At 66.2% G+C, this 20,407-nt stretch carries 15 protein-coding genes; 12 read left to right on the top strand and 3 right to left on the bottom strand.

What is annotated here, in order from left to right:
- Nucleotides 1–8 precede the first annotated feature (8 nt).
- The 3 genes from QOS90_RS15270 to QOS90_RS15280 form a co-directional block, all read right to left on the bottom strand.
- Nucleotides 9–1,196, bottom strand: coding sequence for an LLM class flavin-dependent oxidoreductase (locus tag QOS90_RS15270; protein ID WP_027593756.1), 1,188 nt, complete (start codon nt 1,194–1,196; stop codon nt 9–11).
- A gap of 174 nt (nt 1,197–1,370) precedes the next feature.
- Nucleotides 1,371–2,102 carry a class II aldolase/adducin family protein gene (locus QOS90_RS15275; protein ID WP_027593757.1) on the bottom strand — a complete coding sequence of 244 codons (732 nt, stop codon included), beginning with the start codon at nt 2,100–2,102 and terminating at the stop codon, nt 1,371–1,373.
- Nucleotides 2,103–2,129: 27 nt separating this feature from the next.
- Entirely contained in the window at nt 2,130–3,185 is a 1,056-nt protein-coding gene (locus QOS90_RS15280) for an ABC transporter substrate-binding protein (protein ID WP_027593758.1), read from the bottom strand.
- Between the two features lie 378 nt (nt 3,186–3,563).
- Between QOS90_RS15280 and QOS90_RS15285 the strand changes: the two genes are divergently transcribed.
- From QOS90_RS15285 to QOS90_RS15340, 12 genes are all read left to right on the top strand, one after another.
- The gene (locus QOS90_RS15285; protein ID WP_027593759.1) at nt 3,564–4,796 is read left to right on the top strand and encodes an acyl-CoA dehydrogenase family protein; all 1,233 of its coding nucleotides are present in this window, start codon (nt 3,564–3,566) and stop codon (nt 4,794–4,796) included.
- 133 nt (nt 4,797–4,929) lie between these two features.
- Nucleotides 4,930–6,705: an ABC transporter ATP-binding protein gene (locus QOS90_RS15290; RefSeq protein WP_085273313.1), complete on the top strand. Its 1,776-nt coding sequence runs from the start codon at nt 4,930–4,932 to the stop codon at nt 6,703–6,705.
- A complete protein-coding gene (locus QOS90_RS15295) occupies nt 6,698–8,548 on the top strand; it encodes an ABC transporter ATP-binding protein (protein WP_085273312.1) in 1,851 nt (616 codons plus the stop codon). The genes QOS90_RS15290 and QOS90_RS15295 overlap by 8 nt, the downstream gene beginning before the upstream one ends.
- Nucleotides 8,549–8,806: 258 nt before the next feature.
- The gene (locus QOS90_RS15300) at nt 8,807–9,958 is read left to right on the top strand and encodes an LLM class flavin-dependent oxidoreductase (protein ID WP_085273311.1); all 1,152 of its coding nucleotides are present in this window, start codon (nt 8,807–8,809) and stop codon (nt 9,956–9,958) included.
- A gap of 18 nt (nt 9,959–9,976) precedes the next feature.
- Nucleotides 9,977–11,041 carry an ABC transporter substrate-binding protein gene (locus tag QOS90_RS15305; RefSeq protein ID WP_027593763.1) on the top strand — a complete coding sequence of 355 codons (1,065 nt, stop codon included), beginning with the start codon at nt 9,977–9,979 and terminating at the stop codon, nt 11,039–11,041.
- Nucleotides 11,038–12,096 (top strand): ABC transporter substrate-binding protein, encoded by a 1,059-nt coding sequence (locus QOS90_RS15310; protein WP_027593764.1) that lies wholly within the window; start codon nt 11,038–11,040, stop codon nt 12,094–12,096. The genes QOS90_RS15305 and QOS90_RS15310 overlap by 4 nt, the downstream gene beginning before the upstream one ends.
- Nucleotides 12,097–12,399: 303 nt before the next feature.
- A complete protein-coding gene (locus QOS90_RS15315; RefSeq protein ID WP_085273310.1) occupies nt 12,400–14,643 on the top strand; it encodes a TonB-dependent receptor in 2,244 nt (747 codons plus the stop codon).
- Nucleotides 14,644–14,784: 141 nt separating this feature from the next.
- Complete coding sequence (locus tag QOS90_RS15320; protein WP_085273309.1) at nt 14,785–17,232, top strand: TonB-dependent receptor plug domain-containing protein; 2,448 nt, start codon at nt 14,785–14,787, stop codon at nt 17,230–17,232.
- Nucleotides 17,233–17,594: 362 nt separating this feature from the next.
- Nucleotides 17,595–18,347 carry an ABC transporter permease gene (locus QOS90_RS15325; RefSeq protein WP_027593767.1) on the top strand — a complete coding sequence of 251 codons (753 nt, stop codon included), beginning with the start codon at nt 17,595–17,597 and terminating at the stop codon, nt 18,345–18,347.
- A 10-nt stretch (nt 18,348–18,357) separates the two neighbouring features.
- Entirely contained in the window at nt 18,358–19,113 is a 756-nt protein-coding gene (locus QOS90_RS15330) for an ABC transporter permease (protein WP_085273308.1), read from the top strand.
- An 11-nt stretch (nt 19,114–19,124) separates the two neighbouring features.
- A complete protein-coding gene (locus tag QOS90_RS15335; RefSeq protein WP_027593769.1) occupies nt 19,125–19,910 on the top strand; it encodes an ABC transporter ATP-binding protein in 786 nt (261 codons plus the stop codon).
- A 57-nt stretch (nt 19,911–19,967) separates the two neighbouring features.
- On the top strand, nt 19,968–20,264 hold the full coding sequence (locus QOS90_RS15340) for a chorismate mutase (RefSeq protein ID WP_027593770.1): 297 nt from the start codon (nt 19,968–19,970) through the stop codon (nt 20,262–20,264).
- Nucleotides 20,265–20,407 lie beyond the last annotated feature (143 nt).

Genomic DNA, 20,407 nt, shown 5'->3' on the forward strand with positions numbered 1-20,407 from the left:
CCCTCTCCTTACGCCGGTTGGGCCACGGTCGGCTTAGTGCGGGCGCTCAGGCGCGGCACCTCGAACCCGTGGTCCAGGTCGAGCAGCGGGAACAGCAGGTCGGCCACCCGGTGGGCTTCGTCGATCAGCGGGAAGCCCGACAGGATGAACGCCGACGTGCCTTGGGCTTCGTACTCGCGGATGCGCTCGGCCACCTGTTCGGCGCTGCCGACCAGGTAGGTACCCGCAGCCGGGCCAAGGATGTTGAAGCCGAACAGGCTGGGGCCCAGCCAGACGTTGGGGTAGATCTCCAGCTCGCGGGCAGTGGGCAGGCGCCCGGCGCGAATGCTGTCGAGGTTGCGCTGAATGCGCGGGTCGTCGCTGACGTAGGTGTCCAGGGTCTGCCCTGCCGGCAATTGACGCTCGATGGCCGCGCGGGCGGTGGCCAGCGAGGTGCGCTGCAGCAGGCGTTCGGCATGCGCCCAGGCTTCTTCTTCGGTCTCGCGCACGATGACTTGCAGGCGTGTGCCGTAGGTCAGCTCGCGGCCGATTTTTGCTGCCTCGGCGGCCACCCTGCGGAACTTGTCGCCTAGCTTTTGCGGGGTATCGGCAAAGCTCAAGTAGACGTCAAGTAACTGCACCGAATGGGCCACGCCCGGCGCCGATGTGCCCGCGCCCCACAACGGAATGCCAGGCTTTTGCTTGGGTGGGTGCCAACCGCCCAGGGGGTGGCTGGCCGCCGCAGGTGAGCGTGGCGAAAGCTTGACGTAACGGCCGTCGTAGCCTGCCGTTTCACCCGCGTAAAAGCCCTGGAACGCGCGCCAGTATTCCAGGCTGAAGTCGTAACGTTCATCGTGTGGGTAATGCACGCCCAGCGTGGCCAGGCCGGCGTCGTTGCCGTTGACCACATTGAACAGCAAGCGGCCGTTGGAAAACTGGTCGAAGGTCAGTGCCCACTTGGCCAACACCGCAGGCGACAGCTCGCCTGGGTGTTGTGCGACCAGAAAGCGCAGGCGTGACGTGGCGTCGATCAGCGCGGCCGATACCGCAAGGCTTTCGTTGGGGCTGGAGCCGAGCAGCGAGCCGTAGAAGCCCAGGCGATCGGCGGCGATGGCCAGTTGCTTGAGGTGCTCGAAGTCGGTTTTCCAGCGGCCTTCGGGCTCCCAGGGATAGGGACCGTCGGGGGTGGTGAGGTACCAGAGGATTTTTACTGCCATGGGGGTGGTCCTTGCTTGGAGTGAAATACCAAACTGTCACTCGTCCCCCTGTAGGAGCAGCCTTGTGCTGCGAAGAGGCCAGTCCAGGCGCAGCAACTGCATCTGGCGGGCCGGCCTCTTCGCAGCACAAGGCTGCTCCTACAAAGGAGGGCGTGGTGGGCTTGGAACTGCGAATCAGCTGCGTCGATCGATACCCGGCACCAGCCCCAGCTCGGTAGCGCGCTCGTATAACCCACTCATCTTCCACTGCTGCGTCAGCACCCCTGGCCCGTACGGCCGCGAACCGCCCAGCGCATCGGCCAGCAGCTGAATCTGCGCGCCTTCTTCCAACAGCAGGATGAACTCGGCCGTCGCACGAAGCCCCTGCTTACCCCACACCGTCGAGCCGCCATTGGCTTCGAGAATGGCCAGGTTGAACGGGTTTTCGGCGATCTTGTCGAGGATGAAGTCCACCTCGGCCTGGCGCCGGTCGATGTACACCGGTAGCTCCCGCGCCAGCTGATAGCGCTGCACCGGCACATAGTGGAACGGCAAGGTACGGTGGGTCTGGGCCCAGGCGCCGAGGTATGGGCTGTGCACATGCGAGATCGTGGTGATGTCAGCGTGGGTCTGGAACAGTTTGGTGTAGCGCCCCAGCCCGCCTTTACCCTTGCCGACGATCACGTTGCCGGAGAAGTCGGTCACGGTCGCCTGCAGCGGTTTGCGGTGGTTCCACGGGCCGCCGTAGTTGACGGACACCAGCAGGTCTTCACCGGGCACACGCTCGATGAAGCCGACAGTGCCATTGGCGGTGATGGTGTTGGTCTCGCGGAATACGGTAAACGCCGCTTCGGCTTCGGCGACCACCTGGTCGATGAAAGCGTGCAGTTCGGCAGTGACGGGGCGTTCGTTGATCAGTACGGTCATGTTCAATCTCCGGAGGCGGATGCAAAGTCAGGCGCGGCGCTGGGCCAGCAGTTCATGGGCAGCCTGCAGGGGCCGTGGGTCGACCCAGTCGGCGATGCTGAAGTCGGCTTCGAGGAAGCCATGCAGGTAGAGAAAGTCCTTTTGCGTGCCCAGAAACGCCAGGCGCTGCTCGGACAGGTCCGGCGCCAAGGTGGTGTGGAACGCGCCGCGATAGGCTTCGGCAACACCCTGGCTGCCGGCGCGGGTCTCGTCCTCAAGGAAGCTATTGAGCGCATCGCGGTTGCCGGCCGCCCATTCGGCAGCGCGCAGGGTCTGGGCCAGGAAGCGCGCGACCAGCTCGAAGTGGTTGTCGAGCAGGCTCTGGTGCACGGTGATCGGCCTTGGCGTGCCGTTGTTGATGCGGTGGCGCGGGTCGGCTAGCAGGTCGAGATCGACGCCCACCACCAGGCCCAGGCGCCGCGCCGCATCGGCAGCGGCCGCGCCCTTGACGTAGACGGCATCGACCTCGCCGCGCGCCAGGTAATCCAGGCCCGACCACAGGCGCTGCAGGCCCAGCTGCGGGGTGGCGGCGCTGGCCTGGTCGAGCAACGCCACTTCCACCAGTTGCACGTCGTCCAGGTGCAGGCCGGCCGAGGCCAGGGCGCCTTTGTAGCCGTGCAGGCTCATGGCCCGGGCGATGCTGCCGGGGCGGCTGTCAGCCCAGGCCGGCAGTGCCAGGCGCTTACCGCGCAGGTCGGCGGCGTTGCGGATGCCTGAGTCCGGGCGGACCAGGATGGTCTGCCATTCCTCGATCCAGGTCAGGCCGATCAGCCGGCTCGGTGAGCCTGCTGCACGGGCGGCCAAGGCCGGCACGTTGCCACCCTCGCGAAACAACCCCGGGAGCTGGTGATCGTAGTGGTGATGGCCGAGCTGGCGGGTTTCCTGCAGGGTCGAGACCGGCAGGCCGTCGCGGGCGAATTCTTCGTCCAGCCAGCCCAGCTTGTAGGCGATGCCCGAAGCGGTGGGCACCGGGCAGCGGGTAAACCAGATGCGGTCCAGGGCAGTGGGGTCGTCGGTTTGCGTTGCGGCAGTAGCGCGTGTCATGGGGTGGCTCCTTGGGCGTCGTGAAAGCGCTATTGCAGCGTGCGTGCCAACCGCTGGAGGCCTTGATTTACGGGGACTTGAGTGTCATTTACAGGCGTTGGGTGCTGGGCACGGAGCAGGATTGCGGGCGGGGTGCTGCCAGATCAGCAGGCGGGCTGTTGCTGGGGCAGCAGGCGCGGCCCGAAGCCAAGCAACACGGGGCCTGGTGAGTCATGGCAAAGAACTTGCTCAAGGCTATGGGACCGCGGTGCGGCCATTCGCGGGCAAGCCCGCTCCCACAGGACCTTCATTGCCCTTGAAACCGGCACCTTACCTGTAGGAGCGGGCTTGCCCGCGAAGCAGGCGCACTGGCCCTTGAAGACCCTTGCGAGACGACCCATGAGCGCCATCGAACCCAGCCCTATCCACCGCCTGACCAGCGAAGCCGAAGCCATCGCCGCCGCCCGCGAGGTCGCCGCGCAAATCGCCGTGCTCGCCGCCGACCCCAGCAACAACGGCCAGCTGCCGCGCCGCCAGGCCGACCTGCTGTCCAGCAGCGGTCTCACCGCCATCGCCGTACCGGCCGAATTCGGCGGCCTTGGCGCCTCGGTGCAAACCATCGTCGAAACCGTGCGCCTGATCTCCACCGCCGACGGCGGTGTCGGCCAACTGCTGCAGATTCACAACGTGATGCTGCGCGGCATCTTCACCAGCTACGCCGACGACGTGCGCGACCGCCTGATCGCCGACGTACTGGCCGGCAAGCGTTTCGGCAATGCCTTGGCCGAGGTGGGCGGCAAGAACAAGTTCGCCCTGAAAACCCGGGTCGAGCGCCGCGCCGATGGCAAGCTGGTGCTCAATGGCAGCAAGTTCTACTCCACCGGCTCTTACCTGGCCGACTGGATCTCGCTGACGGCCGCCAGCGAAGACGGCGGCGTCGGTGTGCTGCTGCACCGCGACACCCCTGGGCTGACCCTGGTCGATGACTGGCAGGCCTTCGGCCAGCAGAACTCGGTGAGCGGCACGGTCAACTTCGACGAGATCGTGCTGGACGAGCGTTACCTGTCGCGGCGCACCGGCCCGATGAAGCGCACAGGGCTGACCTTCCCGCAGATTCTTCATGCCGCCATCGACACCGGCATCGCCGCCGGCGCGCTGCAGGCAGGCGTCGACTACCTGCGCGAGCATGCCCGGGCCTGGGTGGAAAGTGGCGTGGACCGCGCCAGTGACGAGCCGCACGTGATTCGCCAGATTGGCGAGTACGCCGTGGCGCTGCGCGGTGCCGAGTCGGTACTGCGCGATGCCGCACGGGTGTTCGACGCGCATGAGCGCGACCCGGAGGACAAAGCCCTGCAGGATGAACTGATTCTCTCGGTGGCCACTGCCCGCGCCCACGCCGATGCGGCGTCACTGAAGATCTCCAGCGACCTGTTTTCTCTGCTTGGGGCCAGTGCCTCGTTGAGCAAGTGGAACCTCGACCGCTTCTGGCGCAACGCGCGGGTGCACACCACCCATGACCCCATTCGCTGGCGGCTGCACAACGTCGGCAACTACTACCTCAATGGCGCCGACCCAGGGGAGTACACCGCCGTGCTCAATGCCAAGGAAACCCAGGGCGCAACGCGCCGTTGAACCTAACCCTGGGGGCCGCTGCGCGGCCCATCGCAGGCAAGCCAGCGCCCACACACCAAGCCACGCCACCGTACCTGTGGGAGCTGGCTTGCCTGCGATGGGCTGCGTAGCAGCCCCAGTACCGAGCCTCTACATGAACCACCCTCTTCTTCGCGCCCTGGCCATCTACCGTGAAATGCCCTGGCGCTTCGCCCTCGTGACCGCCTTGTACATCGCCGGCAACCTTGGCCTGGTCTGGCAGCAATGGCTGATTGGCCACGCGGTCGACGATGTCAGCGCTGGCCGCGCCGTGGTGCGCCTGCCCGACGGCAACCTGGATGCCGCCGTGGCCTGGCACTGGCTATGGCTGCTGCTGGCCATCGCCCTGGGCCGTGGTGTGCTGCAATACGCCGCCGCGGTGCTGTCGCTGGTGCTTAGCCAGGCGCTGCTGACGCGCCTGCGCGAGCGCATCCTCACCCAGGTCCAGCGCCTGCACCTGGGCTACCACTGGCGCCACGGCATGGGTGAACTGGTGACCCGCACCACCCGCGACGCCGACAAGGTGCGCGATGCGCTGATCACCTTCTGGCGACAGATCATCGAAACCCCCTTGGTGGTAATGGCCGCCGTGGGGCTGCTGAGCGGGTATGACCCACTGCTCGGCCTGGTGCCGCTGCTGTTGACCGGGGCGGGGCTGTGGCTGTTCGTCGTGCAGACCGATCGCCTGGTCACGCTCGATCGCGCCGTGGGTGCTGCCTACGACCAGGTCAGCCAGGACCTGGCAGAAGGCATCGGTGGCGTGCGCGTGATCAAAGCGTTCGGCCTGGAGGGCCAGCGCATCGAGCGGTTCGCCCAGCAGGTTGGCGTGTTCACCGGCCACGCGCGCTCGGCCCTGGCCTATGCCAGCTCACGCATCCCGCTGCCACAGGCGGTGGTGGCGCTGGGGCATGTGTGGATCCTGGTGTACGGTGCCCACCGCGTGGCGGCGGGCGCGCTGGGCATCGGCGAGCTGGTCACTTCGCTGCTGGTGGCCACCACGCTGGTGTTCCGTATCGAAGGCATCGGCCGGGTCATGCAGACCTTCGCCGATGCCCGCGCCAGTGCCGAGCGCATCTGGCAACTGCTGGACGAGCAACCGGCGATCCTTGGCGGCCAGGCCACCCTGCCCCCTGGGCCATTGGGCCTGAAACTGGCCCAGGTGCGCGTCAGCGCCCCTACGGGCGAGCGCGCCATCCTGCAGGACTGCTCGCTGACCCTGCAGCCCGGCGAGGTGGTGGCACTGGTCGGCGCCACGGGCACCGGCAAGAGCCTGCTGGCCAGCCTGCTGCCGCGCCTGGCCGACGTGCAAGGCGGCGCCGTGCTGGTCGGCAGTGACGCCGTGGGCTGGCAGGATGTGCGCGCGCTCGACCTGGCCGACCTGCGCCGACGCGTCCAGGTGTTGCCGCAAGAAAGCTTCCTGTTCTCTGACAGCCTGGCGGCCAACCTGCGCCTGGCGGCAGCCAATGCCAGCACCGCTGAATTGCGCGAAGGGCTGCGCCTGGCGGCGGCAGACGATGTACTCGAACGCTTGCCCCATGGCCTCGACACGCCACTGGGCGACCGTGGCGTGACCCTCTCCGGCGGCCAGCGCCAGCGCCTGTGCCTGGCCCGCGCACTGCTCGGCGCGCCGGACATCCTGTGCCTGGACGACGCCACCAGCGCCCTGGATGCCCTGGGTGAGCGCCAGGTGCTGCACAACATCCGCCGCCTGCGCGGCGACACGGGCCAGGGGCCGACTTTGCTGCTGATCACCAGCCGCCTTTCGACCCTGCTGTTGGCCGACCGGGTAGTGATGCTGGAAAACGGCCGCATCAGCGCCAGTGGCAGCCATGCCGAGCTGAGCGCGAACAATGCCCACTACCGCGACCTGCTGGGGATCGACCATGAGTAATGCACCCAACAAGGCCCCCAGCGATATCGAGATCGAGCAGCACCTGGCGCGCCAGGCCCTGGACCGTGGCATGTTCCACCGCCTGTTGCCGCTGCTGCGGCCCATTCGCCGGCAGATTCTGGCGGTGATCGGCATCGAACTGCTGCTGGTGTTCACCGTGTTCCTGCGGCCCTGGTTCGTCCGCGAGCTGCTCGACAAGGGGTTGGTGGCCAGCGCCGATCACTGGTTGCTGGACGAACGCCTGGTGCTGTGGCTGGGCCTGGGCCTGGCGGCCAGCTGGCTGGGGCGCTTCCTGCTGGCAGGCGTGTCGCAGTTCATTGCTGGGCGGGCGGCGATCCGCGTGCTCAACGACCTGCGGGTGAAGGTGTTTGCCCACGTGCAGGCGCTGTCGGTGAGCTACTTCGACCAGACCCGCGCCGGGCGCATCATTTCTCGCGTTGACCGTGATGTCGATGCGCTCGAACCGTTGTTGGTGCAAGGCCCGCCAGAGCTGCTCGGCGCCCTGCTGCGCTGCGGCCTGGCGGCGGTGATGCTGTGGCGCATCGAGCCGAGCTTCTTCTACAGCCTGGCCGCCACGGTGCCACTGCTGGCGTTGGCCACCTGGCGCTTCAAGCGGGTGTCGCAACGCAACTGGGCCAAGGTCGCCGAACAGCGCAGCCGCTTCACCGCGCACCTGGTCGAGAGCGTCAGCGGCGTGCGCTTGATTCAGCAATGTGGCCAGGAACAAAAAAACCAGACGCGCTACCGGCGCCTGCTCGAGGACTTCAACCAGGCCCTGATCCGCGGCAGCCTGCGCGCCGGCTGGTTCGCGCCGTTCACGGCACTGCTGAGCACGGCAGGCATGGCCGTATTGCTGCTGGTAGGCGCCCACGGCCTGGCCGAAGGCAAGGTCACTGTCGGCCAGGTGGCCGAGAGCCTGTTCTACGTGTTCCTGTTCCTGGGGCCACTGCAAGAGCTGTCGGACCTGTTCGAGCGCTATGCCACCGGCAGTGCGTCGGCGCAGCGGATCTTCCTGCTGCTCGACACCCGCCCACAGGTACTCGACCCGCAATCACCCCGCCCGCTGGCCAGGGCACGCGGCCAGGTGGACTTCGAACAGGTAGGCTTCGCCTACACCCCAAACGGCCCGCGCCCGGTGATCGATGGCCTCGACCTGCACATCCGCGCCGGTGAAGTGTTGGCCATCGTCGGCCCGTCCGGGCATGGCAAAAGTACCTTGGTGCAGTTGCTGACGCGTTTCTACGAAGTGCAACGCGGCGCCGTGAAACTGGACGGCATCGACCTGCGCGAACTGGCCCAGCATGACCTGCGGCGCAACGTCGGCGTGGTGCTGCAGGACAACGTGCTGTTCAGCGGTAGCATCCTCGACAACCTGCGCCTGGCGGCACCTGGTGCCGACGATACACGCCTGGTGGCAGCCGCCCGCGAACTGGGGGCAGACGAAGTGCTCGAGCGCCTGCCGCAGCGCTACCATACCGAAGTCGGGCCTCTGGGCGCGCACCTGAGCCATGGCCAACGGCAACTGGTGTGCTTGGTGCGCGCCTACCTGGCCGACCCGGCGGTACTGGTGCTCGACGAGGCCACCTCGGCGGTGGATGTGCACACCGAGCGGCGTATCCAGCAGGCCTTGCGGCGGCTGTGCCAAGGGCGCACGGCGATCATCATCGCCCACCGCCTGGCGACCATCCGCGATGCCGACCGCATCGCCGTGGTCCGCCATGGGCAGGTGGTGGAGCAAGGGGCGCATGCCGAGCTGATTGACCGGGGTGGGGCTTATGCGGCGTTGTATGAGGCCTACCTGCGCAGTGCCGGGGAGGTGCCGATAGAAGTTACCCCGGCCTGATTCAGCAGCCTCTTCGCCGGCAAGCCCGCTGCCACGGGTCGGAGCCCAGCGCCGACCCTGTGGGAGCGGGCTTGCCCGCGAAAGGGCCAGGCCTGCCCATGCTGCCCTCCCAGCATCCACTGCTTCCCGGTTGCTGCCACAGCAGCACCCCACCCCTCTGCTGACCCACAAACCCCCGCCACACAAGCCCAACGCCACGCATGGCACAGCCGTTGCACCACCCTCCCCATCCGCACAACCTCCCCTTCAGGAGCCCCCATGACCACCGAATTTTTCTGGCGCCTGCCCTTGGGCACCGATGGCCCGCAGTTGTCCACCGACCGCCACAACCGTGGCAACCCGCAGCACCGCGCCGGCAACATCGCCCCCGGTCGCCTGCCCAACGGCGAAAGCGACGGCTTTACCTACATCGACTACATCGCCCAGGTGGCCAAGGCCGCCGAGCTGGCAGGTTTCGAGGGTGCCTTGCTGCCCACCGGCCCCGAGCCGTGGATCGCTGCTGCAGCGCTGGCCCGCGAAACCCGCCGCATACGCTTTCTGATCGCGTTCCAGGCCACCTGGACCTTGCCCGCCTATGCGGCACAGCAGGCTGCGATCCTGCAAAACCTCAGCGGTGGCAGGCTGGACTGGAACATCATCACCGGCGGCAACCCGGCCAGCCAGCGGGCCAACGGCGACTTCCTCGAACATGACCTGCGCTACAAGCGCACCGGTGAGTTCCTCGACGTGATCCAGGGCCTATGGGCACAGGACAAATTTTCCTACGACGGCGACATCTATCGCCTGGAAAACGGCAGCCTGCCACCCGGCCTGCAGCACGAGCGCAAACCGGGCGTGTACTTCTCCGGGTTTTCCGATGCAGCGCTGGACGTGGCGGCGCGCCACGCCGATGTGTACCTCAACTGGGCCGAGCCGATCGACACGCTCAAACCGCACATCGAGCGGGTCAGGGAACTGGCCGACAAACAAGGGCGCACCGTGCGCTTCGGCCTGCGCGTCGACCTGTTCGCCCGTGAGACCGAGGAACAGGCATGGCGGGAATTGCGCCAGCAGTTCGAGCGCCTGGAAGGCAAGGCCAGCGCCTCGGCCAAGGGCTTCGTGACCGGCTCCGACTCGGTCGGCGGCGCTCGCCAGGCGGCCTATCACCAAGGCTTGCAAGGCTTCGACGAACTGATCCTGGCGCGCAACCTGTGGGCCGGCTTCGCCAAGGCCAAGCCCGGCCCGACCGTGGGCCTGGTGGGCAGCCACCAGAACATCGCCGAGCGCCTGGCCGAATACCGTGATGCGGGTTTCAGCACGTTCATTCTGGCCAGCAACCCGCACCTGGAAGAAGCCTTGCGCATCGGCCAGGAAGTGCTGCCCCTGGTGCAACAGGCTGCCGCCACCACCCCCTTGAAGGCCAGCGCCTGAACCCGACGGAGCCGGAACATGAGCACACCCCTCGACACCCTTTGGTACACCCGCTGTCCAGTCCCCACTGGCCTGGGCATCGCCGTGCAGCAAGGCTGGCTGCAGGATGACCTGGCCAAACTGGGCACCCAGGTACAATCCCTGCGCGAATCCGACCAGCAGGCCGTGCGCGAATCGCACTTCGACCACAGCCTGCTCAACTCGGTCCGCCACGGCGGCAGCATCCCGGCCATCTGGGCTCGCGCGCAAGGTCGCGAAACCCGTGTGATCGGCCTGTCCTGGGCCGATGAAGCGCAGTTGATCCTGACCCGCCCGGACAGCGGCATCCACACGGTCAAGGACCTCAAGGGCCGGCGCTTCGGCCTGCCCGACTGGGCCTCGGCGCAGATCGACTTCACCCGCGCACAAGCCCTGCGCGGGCTGGAAAACGCCCTGAAACTCGAAGGCCTGCAAGTGGGCGACGTCGCGCTGGTCAACTACCGCTACGACGGCACCTTCAGCGACCGCCCAGTGCGCAATGTGGCGGGTACACCGGTGTCCAGCACGCAAAGCGAAGGCCGCAACCTGGAGTTGGCCGGGCTGTTGCGCGGCGAGGTCGATGCGATCTTTCTCAAGGGCGCGAGCGCCGTGCAACTGGCCCATGCCTTTGCCCTGCACACGGTCATAGACACCGGCAGCCACCCCGACCCGTTGATCCGCAGCAACAACGGCACGCCGCGCACCCTCGCTGTGGACAGCCACCTGTTGGCGCAACACCCGCAGGTGGTGCGCACCCTGCTCTCGTCCGTACTGCGCGCCGAACGCTGGGCCCATCAGCACCCGGACGAAACCCGCCGCTACCTGGCCCGTGAAACCAACAGCAGTGAATACTGGGTCACGGTCGCGTACGGCGCCGATGCCCACCTGCGCCTAAGCACCCGCCTGGATGACCAGGCTATCGACGCCCTGCAGGATTTTGTCGAATTTCTCAAACGCTGGCGCTTCATCCCCAACCGGTTCGAGGTACGTGACTGGATCGCCCGCCAACCCCTGGACCACTTGCTGGCCCCCACTCCCCTGGACAGGAAGCCCGTTACCCCATGACCAAGCCATTGGAAACGCTCTGGTACACCCACAGCCCTGTGCCCACCGGCCTCGGCATCGCCGTGCAATCCGGGCGCCTGGCCGAGGCCTTTGCGCCGTTCGGCACCAACATCCAGTCGTTGCGCGAATCCAGCGAGCGGGAAGTGCGCGAAGCCCACTACGACCACCACCTGCAGAACTCAGTGCGCCACGGCGGCAACATCCCGGCAATCTGGGCCTACGCCAGTGGTGTCGAGACCCGCGTGCTGGGGTTGTCGTGGAGCGATGAAGTGCAACTGATCCTGACCACCGAAGAAAGCGGTGTGCGCAGTATCCGCGACCTGAAAAACCGTCGCTTCGGCTTGCCCAAGTGGGCCAATGTGCAGATCGATTTCACCCGCGCCCAGGCCCTGCGCGGGCTGGAAAACGCGCTGAAGCTCGAAGGCTTGAGCGTGGCGGATGTCGAACTGGTCGACTACCCCTACGGCGGTACCTACAGCGACGACGCCAAGCAGCACCTGTATGGCGCCGAAGTGAGCCTGGACACCAGCCGTTTCAGCCGCCGCAACAACGAACTGATCGGCCTGCTGCGCGGCGACATCGATGCGATCTTCCTCAAGGGCGCCCATGCGGTGCACCTGGCCCACGAGTTTGGCCTGCGTGTAGTCGTCGATACCGGCAGCCACCCCGACCCGCTGATCCGCAGCAACAACGGCACACCGCGCACCTTGACCGTGGACCGGCATTTGCTGGAAGAGCACTTCGATGCCAGCCGTACACTGGTCGACACGGTGTTGCGCACCGAGCAGTGGGCGTGGGCCAACCCGGAAGAGACCCGGCGCTTCCTTGCCCGTGAGCTGAACACCAGCGAGTACTGGGTGGCGGCGGCTTATGGCGACGATGCCCACCGGCGCTTGCGCACGACCCTGGACAGCCGCTCGATCGATGCGTTGCAGGACTTTACCGAGTTCCTGTTCAGGTGGGGGTTCATACCGCGCCGGTTCGATGTGCGGGAGTGGATCGACTTCAGCGTGCTGGAGCGTGTAATCGGTTCGACTTCGCGGTTGGCTGTGTGACCCTGGGGGCGCTATGCGCCCCCTTCGCGGGACCAGCCCGCTCCCACAGGTGCGGCGCTAGCCTTGGAGGCCACACAGTTCGGGTGGGAGCCGGCTTGCCGGCGATAGGGCCGCAACGCGGCCCCAACACGCTCATCCAAACGCTGCTGCCCCAGCAACACCCGCCAAGCACCCCACTGCTGCCCTACCGGCAACAGGCCCCTAAAAATCCAATTAAATTCATATAATTCAATATCTTAAAAACATGGCACAGTCCCTGCTCTAGCTCTCCCCAACAACGCTTTACATACGGGGAGATTCACCATGCACCAGCTCCACCCACTGGCCCGCCAGATCAGCCTCGCGCTGCTGCTGGCCGGCACCGGCGGCCAGGCCGTCGCCGCCAACGAAGACGCCAAGACCGAGCCCGCCCTGGAAACCGTCACCGTCACGGCCCAGCACCGCGAGCAGACCCTGCAGGAAGTCCCGGTCGCCGTGTCGGCGATCAAGGGCACCAGCATCACTGCCGACGGCGTGCGCTCGATGGGCGACATCACCACCTTCGTGCCCAACGCCTCGGCCAAGAACCCCGACGGCGATGGCCGGCCGCGCTGGTACATCCGTGGCCTGGGCACCGGTGACACCGGCGCCGCGACGGTCTACCCGGTGGGCATCTACGCCGACGACGTCTACCTCAACGCACCGATCGCCGGCGGCGGCCCGCTGTTCGACCTCGAACGCATCGAGATCCTGCGCGGGCCGCAGGGCACCCTGTATGGCAAGAACACCACGGCGGGCGCGGTCAACGTGATCTCCAAGAAGCCGACCTTCGACACCGACGGCTACGGCACGGTCGGCGTCGGCAGCAAGAACGAACGGATCCTCACCGGTGCCATCGGCGGCGCACTGGTGGACGAAAAACTGGCCGGCCGGGTGTCGCTGTACTCCGAAGAACGCGATGGCTTCCAGCACAACGACTTCGACGGCAACACCTATGGCGACGTCAACAAAAAAGCCATCCGCCTGCAGTTCCTCGCCCAGCTCAACCCCGACCTGGACGCCTTGCTGAAGCTGCACAGCCGCCAGTTCAAGGGCGATGGCAGCAACGGCGCGCTGCCGGTGGGCCGCTATTACAACGTCGGTTACGAGCGCCCCAATGGCCGCGACATTTCGCTCAACGTCAACGAGGACTACCGCCTCGACCACGACGGCGCGTCGCTGACCTTCAACTGGTACCTGGGCGATTACACCCTGACCTCGATCAGCGCCTACGACTACATCCGCAACCGCTCGACCAGCGACGCCGACTACACCCCGTACGAGGTCAACGGCGCGTCGATCACCGACAACAGCTACCGCCAGTGGTCGCAGGAGCTGCGCCTGGCATCGCCGGAAGATCGCCCGCTGCACTGGCTGGCGGGCGCGCACTACTTCCATGAAGACCTCGACAGCGCGGCCCAGCGCATCGTCACCCCGGGCCCGACACCCAACGGCACCGGTTCGAACCAGGTCGGCACCACCGCGTTCCGCGACCTGGGCTATGACCACCGCACCGACAGCTACGCGCTGTTTGGCAACCTCACCTACGACTTCACCGATGACTTCAGCGTGACGGGTGGCCTGCGCTGGACCCAGGAGAAAAAAGACATCGACCTGGACCTGACCCAGTTGACCCGCGCCACCGCCAACGGCCCGCTGATCCCGCTGGCAGGCGTGGGCACCAACGGCAATCGTCAGGAAGACAAGACTTGGGAAGCCTGGACCTACGACCTGACCCCCGAGTACCGCATCAACGACAACCTGCGGGTGTTCTTCCGCTATGCCCATGGCTTCCGCTCTGGTGGCTTCAACACCGGGCTATCGACCAGCCTTGCACAGCTGACCACGGTGGACCCGGAAGAGCTGGATGCCTACGAGTTGGGCCTGAAATCCGAGTGGTTCGACCGCCGCCTGACGGTTAACGCCAACGTCTTCTACTACGACTACAAGGACATTCAGGTGAACCTGCTGACGGTCAACAACGGCGTGCTCACCACCGCCTTGACCAACGGCGCCAAGGGCAAGGTAAAAGGGGCGGAGCTGGAGATCGAAGGCCAGCCGACCGACCGCCTGCACGTGCGTGCGGCGGTGTCCTTCCTCGACACCGAATACACCGACTTCAAGAACACCAACCCCACCACTGGCGCGGTGACCGGCGACTACAGCGGCAACAGCTTCGTGCGCTCGCCACGCAACGTGGTGTCGCTGGGTGCCGACTACACCTTTCCGTTGCAGGTCGGCGGCAAGCTGGTGGCCGGCGGCGACGTGAGTTTCCGCGACAAGGAATACTTTCTTGCTGACCGCCAGAGCAGCGCTGACGAAACCCTCAGCCAGCCCCACTACACCCTGGCCAACGCCCGCCTGACCTGGTTCAGCCCCGACGACAAGCTGAGCGTGACCGGCTTCGTCAACAACCTGACCGACCGCCGCTACCAAGTGCATGGCCGGCCTAACGGGACTGCCGGGCAGTACGTGATCACCTATGGCGACCCACGCACGGTCGGGCTGAGTGTCACCAGCCGCTTCTAAGTCACCGTGCAAGGCCCTATCGCCGGCAAGCCGGCTCCCACAGGTTCAACACCTCCCCTGAACACAATGGGGTTCCTGTGGGAGCGGGCTTGCCCGCGAAGACGTCAGCACTGACAACACCTATTCCAGCAGGAACCCACTATGCCCCACCACACCCCCTTGGCCAGCGCCATCGCCCTGGCCATCGGCAGCCTTGCCGTGCCCGCATTCGCCGCCGAACCCGCCACCAACCTCGACACCGTGGTCGTGGTCGGCACCCACCGCAGCGACGTCACCGCCCTGCAAAGCGCTGCGCCCGTCGACGTCCTGAGTGGCGAAAAACTGCAGGAAACCGGCGCCAGCGACCTGTCCGCCGCGCTCACGGCCTTGTCACCGTCGTTCAGCTTCCCGCAATCGCCACAAGGCGCCTTTGCCGGCTCCATCGCCCAGGGCGCCTCGCTGCGCGGCCTGGCTTCCGACCAGGTGCTGGTGCTGGTCAACGGCAAACGCCGCCACACCAGCGCCAACGTTACCCGCCAAGGCCTGGTCAACGCCCGCGGCGCGGCGGCAGTGGACCTCAGCCTGATCCCACTGTCGGCCATCGAGCGGGTAGAGATCCTGCGCGATGGCGCCGCCGCCCAATACGGTTCGGACGCCATCGCCGGGGTGATCAACATCGTCCTCAAGGAACGCGACGACGGCGGCAACGCCGGCTACCGCTTCGGCGGCTACAAGAAAGGCGATGGCCTGCAACGCAAGCTCAGCGGCTGGAAAGGCTTTACCCTGCCCAACGACGGCTTCCTTACCCTGGCCTTCGACGCTGGCAGCCAGGACCCGGCCAGCGACACGCGCGACGACAACCGCCTGTTCTACCCCGGCTCGACCAGCATCGACACCCCGCGTGAACAGAACAACCGCTACCGCAACTGGCGCTGGGGCTCGGGCAACGTCTCGGACCAGTACAACTTCACCGCCAACGCCGAGATGGGCCTGAGCGAGGGCCTGAGCGCTTATGGCTTCGCCACCTACGCGCACAAGAACACCGACGCCGAGAACTTTTTCGACCCGCCCACCACCCTGCGCAACAACTACGGCAGCGTGGCGCTGGCGCGCTACCCCGACGGCCGCTTGCCAATTACCCGCTATGGCCTGGAAGACTTCGCCGTCACCAGTGGCCTGCGCCTGGAGAATGAAGCACTGGGCAATTTCGACCTGGCGCTGAACTACGGCAACAATCGCGTCGACTCCACCGACCGCGACGCCATCAACCCCAGCTGGGGCACCGCCAGCCCCTCGACCATTTACACCGGCCGGCGCGAAGCCGACCAGACCAACCTGACCCTGGACTGGACACGCGACTTCGGCAACGGCTGGCTGTTCAAGCCACTGACCGTTTCAGCAGGGCTGGCCTGGCGCCAGGAGAACTTCGACCTGACCGAAGGTGACGCCGCCGGCTGGTCCAACGGGCCGCTGTTCAACACCGTCGACCCGGTTTCTGGCCGGCGTATTCCCGGTTATTACTCGGGCATCACCCAGGTCGATGCGGTGTCGCTCGACCGCCGGGTGATCGGCGCCTACTTGGATGTCGAGGCCCAGCTCACCGAGAAATTCCAGGCCGGCGTGGCGGTGCGTAGCGAGCACTACTCGGACTTTGGCGACACTACCAACGGCAAACTGTCGCTGCGCTATGACTTCACCCCCGAAATCGCCGCCCGGGCCAGCGCCAGCACCGGCTACCGCGCGCCTTCACTGGTGCAGAGCGGGTTGTCCTCGTTCAGCGTGCAGGTGGTGGAGCAACCGCCGGGCAGTGGCAACTGGGTCGAGGTGCAACAGCGCACCCTGCGGGCCGACAGCCCGGAAGCGGCGCTGCTGGGTGGCAAGTCGCTCAAGCCCGAAGAGTCGACCAACTTCTCCGTGGGCCTGGTCTGGCGCCCGCTGCCTAATGCCTCGGTGACGCTGGATGCCTACCGCATCGACATCGACAACCGCATCACCTTGTCCGACCAGTTGCCGTCGTCAGTGGTCACGCCGATTTTCGCCGGCACGCCCTACGCCAATATCCAGAGTGCGGCGTTCTACACCAACATCGCCGACACCCGCACCGATGGCTTCGAGCTGGCCGGCCACTACCAGCTCGAGCTGGGCGGCTGGGGCCGGCTGGACTTCAACGGCGGCTATGCGCGCAACAACACCCGTATCACCGGGCTGGACGACGTGGGCAGCATCTCCGGCAACCAGATCATCGGCCGCAACACCCAAGGCCTGATCGAGGACGGTACGCCCAAGGACAAACTGACCTTGAGCGCCAACTGGCTGTATGACGGCTGGAGCGTCACCGTGGCCCAGCGCCGTTATGGCGAATGGCAGAGCCGCAACGCCGCCAACCCGGCGCTGGACCAGACGTTTGCTGCGCAGTGGGTGACCGACCTGGATGTGTCGTACCGCTTCGACCTTGGCCTGACCTTGTCGGCGGGCGCGATCAACCTGTTCGACAGCCACCCAGACAAGCTCGAAGGCGCGCAGCTGTATGGGGTGCCGAAGTATTCCATCACCAGCCCCGAGGGGGCGCAGGGGGCGTTCTACTACACCAGCGTCAGTTACGATTTCTGATCAGCGACCGCGCTGGCTTCTTCGCGGGCAAGCCCGCTCCCACCCGAACTGTGTAGCCTCCAAAGCTAGCACCGCACCTGTGGGAGCTGGCTTGCCAGCGATGAGGCCAGAACAAGCACCACAAGACAGTTGCTCTCACAGGGTCAGCAACTCGCTTGCGATCTTTGTACTCTGCGTACTTGTGGAAGCGGGCTTGCCCGCGATGAAGCCAGCACACGTAGTGCTGACGACCTGCTGCTGGAGCAGCAGCCCTGTGCTGCTCCAGCACCACCACATTCTCATCCCCCGTATTTCCGGGCCTTCAGCGCCTGGCACAGCTCTTGCGATAGCCCTTTGTATCGTCTGCTCCCCCAAGGCCCGCCATGCGCTTGCTCTCGCCCCTCTCCTGGTTGATCTCCCCTGCAGCCCTGCTCGCGCTCTGGGCCGTGCTGGCCAACGCTGGGCTGTTCCCTGCCAACCTGCTGGTGCCACCGCTGGAGGTCTGGCACAGCTTCACCGAACTGCTGGCCACCGGCGAGCTGCAGGAACACCTTTCTGGCAGCCTTTCGCGCCTGGCTCTGGGCTTTGTCGGCGGCGCGCTCGGCGGCCTGGCATTCGGCACGGCGCTGGCCTTGTCATACACCGTGGAGGCCTACTGCGCACCGCTGTTTCACACGCTTCGCCAGGTGCCCAGCATCGCCTTGATCCCGATGTTCGTGCTGCTGTTTGGCGTCGATGAAACCTTCAAGATCGTCATCGTCGCCAAGACCGCGTTCTTCCCCGTGGCCCTGGCCACCTGTGAAGGGGTGCGCGCCATTCCGCGCAGTCACTTCGAGGTCGCAGCGGTGTACCGCCTGCGCTGGACCACGTTGGTCGGCCGTATTGCCCTGCCCGCTGCCGTGCCCGCGATCGTCACCGGCGTGCGCGTAGCGTTGACCCGCGCCTGGGTGGTGCTGGTGGCCTGCGAGCTGCTGGCCGCCGACAGCGGGCTGGGGCAGATGATTGAAATGGGCCGGCAGATGCTGCGCATCGATGTCGTGATGGTCGGGGTGGTGATCACCGGTGTGATCGGCTTCACCCTGGATTTTGCCCTGCGCCGCGTGGAGCGGCGCTTGTCTGGCTGGCAAAGCCGCTGAGGAGGCAGTGATGAAACGACACAATACCCGCGGCCTGGTACTGCCATTGCTGCTGCTCGGCGCCTGGGAATACGCCTCGCGCCAGGACGCCGCCGGCGCCTACGCCTTCGTGCCACTGGCGCAGGTGGGGTCGGCATGGGTCGAACTGCTGGGCAGCGGCGAGCTGCTGATCAACCTGTGGGCAAGCCTGGTGCGCACCTGCACCGGCCTGGCGGTGGGCATCGTCGGTGGCATCGGGCTGGGCGCGCTGATGGCCCTGTCCGCCCCTGCCAACCGCCTGATCGCGCCGCTGTTCCATGCCCTGCGCCAGGTGCCGATGCTGGGCTGGATCCCGTTGATCGCCCTGTGGCTGGGCAACGGCGAAAGCGCCAAGCTGCTGATCGTCAGCCTTGCGGCTTTGTACCCCATGGTGCTCAACACCTTCGAAAGCCTGCGCCAGGTCGAGGGCCAGCACCGTGAAGCCGCCCGCGTGCTGATGCTCAGCCGCGCCCAGCAACTGCGCCTGATCCTGCTACCTGCCGCCTTGCCGGGCATCGCCGCTGGCGTGCTGCAGGCACTGGCATTCGCCTGGGTGACCTCGGTCGGCAGCGAGCTGTTCCTGTCGTCCGGTGCCGGCCTCGGCAGCCTGATGATGACCGCCGAGGCCAGCGCGCGCATGGAGATCATCGTGGTCTGCGTGCTGTGCATCGGCCTGTGCGGCTACCTGATGTCCTGGCTCTGCACCCTCCTCTCCCGCCGCCTGCTGCGCTGGCGCCCGACCCGTTGAAAGGCCCGACCATGAACGCCATCGCCCATGCTCTACCCACCACCGCCACCCACGGCGCACTGACCCTTCGTGGCCTGAGCAAGACCTACGCCCTCAAGGGCAAGCCGATGCAAGTGCTCAAGGACATCGAGCTGAACATCCAACCTGGCGAATTCGTCAGCATTGTCGGCGCCAGCGGCTGTGGCAAGTCCACGCTGCTGCGGCTGATCGTCGGCCTCGACCAGGACTATCACGGGCAGATCCTGCTCGACCAGCAACCCGTGCGCGGGCCGGGCCTGGAACGCGGCATCGTGTTCCAGGACCACCGCCTGTTCCCATGGATGACCTTGCAGCAGAACATCGCCCTGGCCCTGAAAAACCACACCATGCCAGCCACGCACAAGGACCGCCTGGTGGCTGAGCACATCGAGCTGGTGGGCCTGAGCGGTTACGAACACGCCTACCCGCACCAGCTCTCAGGCGGCATGGCCCAGCGCGCGGCCATTGCCCGGGCGCTGGTGAACAAACCCAAGGTGCTGCTGCTCGACGAGCCGCTCGGCGCCCTCGATGCCCTGACCCGGGTGAGGCTGCAGCAAGAGCTGCAGCGCATCTGGGTGCAGGAGCGGTGCACCGTGATCATGGTCACCCATGACATCGAGGAGGCGCTGTACCTGGGTGACCGGGTGATCGTGATGGATGCCCACCCTGGCAGAATCCGCGAGGACCTGCGCATCGACTTGCCGCACCCGCGTGAGCGCGACAGTGCGGTGCTGCACGCGTACAAACAGCGGTTGCTGGGCGAGCTGGTGGGGCATTGAGGTGCGCCTGTGCTAATGTCGGTCGACTTGCTTGCCCATCAACATGGAGCCCCCTACATGGACGTACGTTGCACATCGATCGAGGACGTTCGCTCGCGCATCGACCACATCGACCAGAACCTGGTCGCGCTGCTCGCCCAACGCGGCCAACTGGTCGCCCAGGCAGCCACCTTCAAGAAGACCACCGACGATGTGCGCGCACCGGCGCGGGTCGAGCAGGTGATTGCCAAGGTGCGTGCAATTGCCAGCGATACCGGGGCGTCGCCCGACGTGGTGGAACGGGTGTACCGGGCGATGATTGCGGCCTTTATCGATGAAGAGCTGAAACTGCATGCCGCATTGAGCCGTGAGTGAACCGCGGTCGCTTCCATACCCCTTCGTCATGCGTGAACCCGGTAGGAGCAGCCTTGAGCTGCGAAGAGGCCGGTGACAGCAGCAAAAATACGCTGTGCTGTTACCGGCCTCTTCGCAGCACAAGGCTGCTCCTACACGAGAGC

The organism is Pseudomonas sp. LAIL14HWK12:I10 (genome assembly GCF_900184205.1).
In the GTDB taxonomy this organism is placed as follows: Bacteria; Pseudomonadota; Gammaproteobacteria; order Pseudomonadales; family Pseudomonadaceae; genus Aquipseudomonas; species Aquipseudomonas kermanshahensis.

Bases quoted from the DNA above. Each gene is read 5' to 3' on its own strand.
- QOS90_RS15270 (WP_027593756.1), bottom strand. From the start codon at position 1,196: ATGGCAGTAAAAATCCTCTGGTACCTCACCACCCCCGACGGTCCCTAT.
- QOS90_RS15275 (WP_027593757.1), bottom strand. From the start codon at position 2,102: ATGACCGTACTGATCAACGAACGCCCCGTCACTGCCGAACTGCACGCT.
- QOS90_RS15280 (WP_027593758.1), bottom strand. From the start codon at position 3,185: ATGACACGCGCTACTGCCGCAACGCAAACCGACGACCCCACTGCCCTG.
- QOS90_RS15285 (WP_027593759.1), top strand. From the start codon at position 3,564: ATGAGCGCCATCGAACCCAGCCCTATCCACCGCCTGACCAGCGAAGCC.
- QOS90_RS15290 (WP_085273313.1), top strand. From the start codon at position 4,930: ATGAACCACCCTCTTCTTCGCGCCCTGGCCATCTACCGTGAAATGCCC.
- QOS90_RS15295 (WP_085273312.1), top strand. From the start codon at position 6,698: ATGAGTAATGCACCCAACAAGGCCCCCAGCGATATCGAGATCGAGCAG.
- QOS90_RS15300 (WP_085273311.1), top strand. From the start codon at position 8,807: ATGACCACCGAATTTTTCTGGCGCCTGCCCTTGGGCACCGATGGCCCG.
- QOS90_RS15305 (WP_027593763.1), top strand. From the start codon at position 9,977: ATGAGCACACCCCTCGACACCCTTTGGTACACCCGCTGTCCAGTCCCC.
- QOS90_RS15310 (WP_027593764.1), top strand. From the start codon at position 11,038: ATGACCAAGCCATTGGAAACGCTCTGGTACACCCACAGCCCTGTGCCC.
- QOS90_RS15315 (WP_085273310.1), top strand. From the start codon at position 12,400: ATGCACCAGCTCCACCCACTGGCCCGCCAGATCAGCCTCGCGCTGCTG.
- QOS90_RS15320 (WP_085273309.1), top strand. From the start codon at position 14,785: ATGCCCCACCACACCCCCTTGGCCAGCGCCATCGCCCTGGCCATCGGC.
- QOS90_RS15325 (WP_027593767.1), top strand. From the start codon at position 17,595: ATGCGCTTGCTCTCGCCCCTCTCCTGGTTGATCTCCCCTGCAGCCCTG.
- QOS90_RS15330 (WP_085273308.1), top strand. From the start codon at position 18,358: ATGAAACGACACAATACCCGCGGCCTGGTACTGCCATTGCTGCTGCTC.
- QOS90_RS15335 (WP_027593769.1), top strand. From the start codon at position 19,125: ATGAACGCCATCGCCCATGCTCTACCCACCACCGCCACCCACGGCGCA.
- QOS90_RS15340 (WP_027593770.1), top strand. From the start codon at position 19,968: ATGGACGTACGTTGCACATCGATCGAGGACGTTCGCTCGCGCATCGAC.